Annotated in this window: 5 protein-coding genes; 4 read left to right on the forward strand and 1 reads right to left on the reverse strand. The window is 42.2% G+C overall.

The window, feature by feature from the left end; all coding sequences use genetic code 11:
• Positions 1-162 precede the first annotated feature (162 nt).
• The 4 genes from VIM87_RS18410 (at position 163) to VIM87_RS18425 (ending at position 4,047) form a co-directional block, all read left to right on the forward strand.
• Complete coding sequence (locus VIM87_RS18410; protein ID WP_331998411.1) at positions 163-879, forward strand: phosphodiester glycosidase family protein; 717 nt, start codon at positions 163-165, stop codon at positions 877-879.
• 18 nt (positions 880-897) lie between these two features.
• Positions 898-1,824, forward strand: a complete 927-nt coding sequence (locus tag VIM87_RS18415; RefSeq protein ID WP_331998412.1) for a hypothetical protein — start codon at positions 898-900, stop codon at positions 1,822-1,824.
• 227 nt (positions 1,825-2,051) lie between these two features.
• Entirely contained in the window at positions 2,052-3,005 is a 954-nt protein-coding gene (locus VIM87_RS18420; RefSeq protein WP_331998413.1) for a HEAT repeat domain-containing protein, read from the forward strand.
• Positions 3,006-3,480: 475 nt separating this feature from the next.
• Positions 3,481-4,047 carry a hypothetical protein gene (locus tag VIM87_RS18425; protein ID WP_331998414.1) on the forward strand — a complete coding sequence of 189 codons (567 nt, stop codon included), beginning with the start codon at positions 3,481-3,483 and terminating at the stop codon, positions 4,045-4,047.
• 56 nt (positions 4,048-4,103) lie between these two features.
• On the opposite strand, the gene VIM87_RS18430 is transcribed toward VIM87_RS18425, so the two are convergent.
• On the reverse strand, positions 4,104-5,326 hold a 1,223-nt coding region (locus VIM87_RS18430), incomplete at its 5' end, for a TonB-dependent siderophore receptor (RefSeq protein ID WP_331998415.1).

Raw genomic sequence — 5,326 nt, forward strand, 5'->3', positions numbered from 1 at the left:
TGGAAAATTACGCCGGCGATTACTCGGAGGTAAAGCCTGTAACGTTTCTGATAGATGGGCTGTTCCGGAAGGGGCTGCCCTTCTTTTTTAGCAGCAGCCCGGGCAGCATTTTGGAAAAACAAATATATCGGCGTAACTATACAAAGTAAACCCGCCTATACCATGAAACGAAGCCGGATACTTGCAGGTATCTCCATTTTGTTGCTCACTATTTCTTTTGCTGCGAATGCCCAAACAGCCGGCAGCCGGTTTATTACCTACACAGCGGATCTTAAAAAGCAGCAACTGCAGCTGTACTGGAAAGATGATCAGCATAAACCTTTCGGGAGTATCCAACGTTTAAAAACCTGGCTGGAAACGCACAAACAGCGGCTGGTATTTGCTATGAACGGCGGCATGTATAAGCCCGATCATTCCCCGCTGGGTTTGTACATTGAGAACAGCATTACCCTTTCGCCGTTAGATACTGCCAACGGTAACGGCAACTTTTACCTGCAGCCTAATGGCGTGTTTTACATTACTACAAATAATATCCCGGTGATCTGCAAAACAGCTGACTTTAAGAACAACGGCAAAGTGAAGTATGCCACGCAATCCGGTCCTATGTTACTGATGGACGGGCAGCTGCATGCCGCGTTTAAAGAGGGTTCTGCTAATCTGAATATCCGGAATGGGGTAGGCATCTTGCCTGATGGCAGGGTAATATTTGTGATGTCTAAGGAGGGTGTGAACTTTTACGATTTTGCAGGTTACTTTAAAAGCCTGGGATGCAGGAATGCGTTGTATCTGGATGGGTTTGTGTCGAGGATGTATGTGCCGGAAAAGGAGTGGCGGCAGCTGGATGGGGATTTTGGGGTGATGGTGGGAGTGGTGGAATGATAGAATTAATTTTCACTTATGAGAAAGCTTATAATCCTAGTATTTGCAGCTGTCTGTTCAGTTTATGGATGCAATTTGAGTCCTGCAGGCAATTATCCTTACGAAGAAAGATACAAATATAAAATTGCGGAAGAGCCATTGATTGATGTTCTTGAGTTGTTAAAAGAAAATGATAGTTCATTAAGGGTTCCTGGAAGATATAGCTTTGCAGACGGCCGTGTTGATTCTTCTGACTATTGGTATCACATTTACTTTTATAACAGGAAAAGAGATGAAATAATATTAACGAGGGTTAGAATGAGCCTGGATATAGGATATACAGATTTTGCCTTTGTAGCCATTAAGAAAAGGGGGTATATAGGCAATTGGAAATATATTAACAAGGATTTTGATAGTACTGAGAATAAGGCCAGGAAACAAGAATTTAAAACTCTAATATTAGATCGTATTCATCTGCCGATTGGAATAAAAGGCCCAAATAAAGCCAATTGTAAATGTTCATATTACTCTGATTATAAAATTGATCGCTTTCTTCACGATGCGGATAGTATTTATACATTGTTAGCAAGAAAGTATGATAAAAATATTATGATAATTGGAACAAGAGGACTCAACGTAGCTAATTTAATGTTTATTACGAACCTCAATGGAAAAAATAAGGGCTTTTATTATGAGCTTATGGAACGAAAGAGCCATGTATATAAGGGACTTAAGCTTGATAAACTAGTAAAGAATCTTGTGCGCGACAGTGCTTTTCTGCATACAGCAAAATATGATCCTGACATAGTTGATCATGATGCCGGCCTTTTTATTTCGTTTAACTATTCTAAAAGCCAATTTGTTGAAATTTGTTTTTCTCAACTAATGGGAGAAAATAGTAAAAGGCCATTAGCGGTTGCACTTCGTAGTTATTTGTCGGATTTTTGGATGTTGTCCGGTGATTGAGTTCGTCCATAACATTGAAATTACGTTTTTAAACGTGTACACAGTCTATATCTTGATCATGGAAATGCTGATAACCAATGTGGAAGAGGGCTGGCACTGTAATTTAAAGTTATGATTTTAATTAATATTTATACTAAATTCGCGTATGTTAACAAGGGACAATCACTTCATTTAACGACCATCTTATAACGGCGAGTACAAACCATTCCCTATACAACCGTAACAACATGCGAAAACTATTATTGCTCTTAACGTTAACCATCACGTTTGCAACCACCCGATCCTACGCCACTACCTGGGACGAGCCATGGGCAGACCAGGTAATCAAAGGATCCACCTCTTTTGTATTGGCAAAAGTTGTTGCTGCCGATGAAAAACAGGGCATTACCATCCAGGTTATTAAAACGCTGGGCGGAACAGTGCTGAAAGACAGCTTAACCATCACTGACTTCTATCTTTTATACATCTGCAGCACTTCAGGCGGCCATGGACCAGAATTTCATACCGAACCTATAGATAGCTGCTATTTCTTTATTCAGCAGAATAAAGATGGGAAGTATTGTATTGCCACGCCTACCGCCGGTTATGAGTACGTGGTTGATGGCAATGTACGCGCCACTTTCCGGCATACCTATCACCAGGCCCTGGTACCGGTAACGGTGTATGAGCAGGCAATGACAGCCATCTTCAATAACTATCACGGTTTGCCGTACGACAAGGATGGGATCAGCAGTTTTATAAAGGAGCAGTTAAGCAAAAGGCCCGCAGGATTTGGAGAGGATGAGATCAATACGTTCTTTCTGCAGCATGTAGCGCTGGAATGTGTGCATCATCTTAAACTGGCTGCGGATGAAAATTTAATACTGCCTTTTTTGAACTATGATAATTTCCATAGCCAGGTATCTGCGGCAAGAGCTTTGGTAGCCTATAATACAAATAGCAGCAGGCAGGCATTGCTGAATGTGATCAGTGATACTACGCGCCGCGGTTTTGTGCAGGTAATGTGTATTGAATCTTTGGCGGAGCTGGATGCCAAAGAGCTGAAACCTGCACTGGAAAAGCTGGAAAAGGATGCCTCAGATGAAGAAGATGGTTTTGGCGGCAATATAATGGATCCCAGGATCTGCACGAATGTTCCAAGTACAAAGGAAGCGCTGAAGGCGCTTATTGCGAAGCTGTGAGTGAATGAGAAGCGTATAAGGGCCAACAAAAGAGAGATGAACTAATATAGAAATTGTATATAATGCGATCAGTTATTGCTAAACAGCTAACAAAGAATTTATTCCTGACCTTCTTAATTAGCAGCGTGCTAACATTTTTAGGGCTTAATACCTTCGATGCAGATACAAGAGGCAGCCTGGAAGGAAACCAGGTTGTTTTTATTACAATAGTAGTGAGTATATGCTGGATGCTCATATTAACCCTTGGCTCATTGACAGTATACCTTAACCTGTACGCAACCATCCGTAGTAACCATGTTTATTGTATGCTTACGTTCTTTCTTTTACCCGTGTTGTTGATATTAATGATGTTTAGCCTGAGTGGATCCAATGATCTGGGATGGTTTGCTATTACCAACGGGGCATTTGTTATTACACATGTGTTCTTTTATATGAGGTTCCGGAAAAGTAATTATGTCATTCAACAATCAACAATATGAAGATCATATTTCTAATATCAAGCCTGCTATCCTTGATTGCGACTGCCAGCGGTCAGCACCATGAAGATCTTAAACCGGATACAGCGATTAATAATATAAATATTAATGATCCTGAAAGCACCGAACGTGTACTAGGTAAAAATAGCTGGAGCAAGCAGTTCGAACAAGCTGGCTCCCTGCCAAGAATAGAGGCTGTGAACAAAACAGGAACACAGATCCTTCGTTTATTTTTTCATTATGGCGGAAGTAAAAATTCAGTAGATGAATTTGAGCTGATGAGCGTTGATAGCGCATATAAGATCCCTAAGCAGGCAATCCATTTAAAGGATGAACAGTTCATTACTTCAAGTAAAATTTCCTTAGGTATAAGCAAGGGGGATCTGGTTAAAAAACTGGGGAACAGCTATAAGTCCAGCGTAAATGGGAAAGTGGAGCAACTTGTTTATACTGTTGACGGTAGATCAAATTTTCTCAGGAGGTATAATCAACATACATATTATATAAGGTGCGTTTTTAAGGATGATATTTTAATTAAATATGCTTTTGGTTTTAAGAGTTTATAGATTAAGATAAGGTAGGAGGAAGGCAGGCGTATTCCCAACACGCCCGCCTTCAGCCATCAAAACTTCACCGTTATGCTCCCCGCTATACTCCGCGGCGGCTGCGGGTTACCATACGGTCCCCAATAACGTTGATCCCCCAGGTTATCTGCTTTTATACCCAGCCTGTACCTTGGCTGATCATAAAAAACACTCGCATTCAGCACCACAAAAGAAGGATTCGTAAAAGTATTTGCATCATCATAAAAGCTATTGCTGTTATAATTACCGCCAAAACCCAGGCCCAGGCCTTTCACTGCGCCGGTAGCCACCCGGTAGCTGATCCATGCGTTCAGCATATTCGCGGGCGCGCGGGCAGGTGTTTTGCCCTCAATCTCTTTCGCTGCTTTCGTGTATTTGCTGTCGTTATAACCGTAACCGGCTATAATGTTTAATCCATCAATAGGGTTGGCGATCAGCTCTGCTTCAAAACCTTTGCTGCGCTGCGTGCCGTCCTGCACCAGGTAGCGGTTATCATTGGGATCGGTGCGCAGCTTGTCAGATACTTCAATGTTGTAATAGGTAGCGGTAGCAGATATACGTTTGTTCAGCATCTCCAGCTTTAAACCGCCTTCAAGCTGGTTAGCCTTTTCAGGCTTAAATACATTGCCGTTAATGTCCAGGGAGGAGGTATAGTTGAACCCATTCATATAGTTACCGAATACAGACAGTTGGTCTTTGATAACCTGGTACACAATACCCAGCTTGGGCGAGAGGGTGGATTTATCGTATACACCGGTGGTAACACCTGTTAAAAGGTTCTTACTTCCCTGGGATTCAATTTTGTCTAACCGCAGGCTTAACATCACCAGCAGCTGTTCGGTAATATTCACTACATCAGATGCATAGGCGCCATAACGCAGTGTTTTACTGGCGGTAGCAGAGGTCATGGGCTGCTGGCTCAGGCGCTGGTTCACTTTTTCAATGGTAATGAAAGGCACCGCCGGTTTGGTATAGTTCACAGAATCATACAGGAAACGCTGAACATAGGTAGGCTTGGTAACATCTGCCAGGTAATCAAAGCCGATCACTACCCGGTTCCTGACAGGGCCTAAATTAAATTCCCCGTTAATGTTTTCCATTACCTGCACGGCGTAGTAATGGTGATTGTATTTCTGCACCTGCCGGCTCAGCATACTGTCGTTTAACAGGGTGGGCGTGAATTGCAGCTGGTTCTTGGCATCTATGCCACCGTAGTTAAAAGAGGTGGAGGACGACCATTTATTATTAAACTTATAATTCA

Source organism: Chitinophaga sp. (assembly GCF_036569125.1).
Lineage (GTDB): Bacteria > Bacteroidota > Bacteroidia > Chitinophagales > Chitinophagaceae > Chitinophaga.